This is a genomic window from Paenibacillus popilliae ATCC 14706 (assembly GCF_000315235.1).
In the GTDB taxonomy this organism is placed as follows: domain Bacteria; phylum Bacillota; class Bacilli; order Paenibacillales; family Paenibacillaceae; genus Paenibacillus_B; species Paenibacillus_B popilliae.
On the sequence record NZ_BALG01000190.1, the window covers coordinates 1 to 1169 of the forward strand.

2 protein-coding genes are annotated in these 1169 nt (G+C 49.7%); both read right to left on the reverse strand.

Translation table 11 applies throughout. The features are described from left to right. Nucleotides 1-55: 55 nt before the first annotated feature. A complete protein-coding gene (locus PPOP_RS13105) occupies nucleotides 56-586 on the reverse strand; it encodes a putative phage tail protein (protein WP_006286966.1) in 531 nt (176 codons plus the stop codon). After that, nucleotides 579-1169 (reverse strand): baseplate J/gp47 family protein (locus PPOP_RS13110; protein WP_006286967.1); only part of this gene is annotated, 591 nt, incomplete at its 5' end. The genes PPOP_RS13105 and PPOP_RS13110, both read right to left, overlap by 8 nt.

The window sequence follows — 1169 nt, forward strand, 5'->3', positions numbered from 1 at the left end:
CTGTAAAAGTCATTCTCGCCTGGCAACTTCAGGCCATAGTTCGGTGTTGTCTTCACTAGATCACCTCATTTCGTAATTCATAGTGTGTTCTTTTCGACATTTGGGCATGGGTAAACTGCCCTAAAACATTGTGCTTGTTGTACATGATGGTTACCTCACAAATGAGATTTGCAGGGGCTTGGCGCCCCAACAGAGCAACAACGTCGGAAAAAGCTGACTTCGAAGTAAGCGCCAGCTTAACGGATAGTACATACCCACCGCTGTTAATCTCTAGTGTAAAGCCACCTTTGCCGCATAGTGTTTCAAGCTGTGTGTACAAGGTTCGCTTTGTGATCGGGATACGCTCTATTACACGGGATATGATTCTAAACCGCCTTGAGTCCATATCATCAGCCTGTTTACCGTCAATGCCAAGTATCCGCTCCCACCTTTGTATGCCCGACTCAGTGAGCGTGAACACCGAAAAGTCTTGAGCCATTGTACTTATCAACGATAACGCTCTATCAAATTCCGGTTGTTGCGCCGCCGCCAACGCTTCAAACTCCCGTATCTCTTGTAAGTAATCGGGCCAGTAATTTTTAAGCACGATTCGTCACCGCTCCCAAAAGTGGTATTTCGGTCGATGCCAATACGAGATTCCCCGCAACTCCGTTGAGCTTCGTATCTGCGATATCCAGCACGCCATTGACCGTCAATACCTTTGCTTCAAGCTGACGGGTACGGACAGTGATTGACTCAACATCTGCCCACCCTTTTACCATATCCTCAAAATACATCTGCAGCGCAGCGGTGACATTAGCCTTGACGCTTTCCCAAGTGTAACCTTGCTCAAGAATCAGCTTGAATTCAATGTTCACCGTAACGCCTATCACGCCTTCAACCGTCACAGCGTGACCAACTGGCGCCCAACCTCTACCTTGCCCGCTTAGGCCAGGTGGGTCAATTTCCTGCTGCACCTGTTGGACAAGTTCTTCAGTCGGTACGCCGCCTGTGCCGTCTGTTATGGCCAGCTTCACCGTGCCGCCGCCACTCCATGCGGGGAAGACTTTGCAGGCACCGACGCCTGGGATCTTCTCCGTTTTAGCTCTATAATCGGCTACGTTGCCGCCAAATGCCAAAGCCCGCAAAGATTCGTAATATCGCTCACGTAGCGATTCATCCGTTTCTTC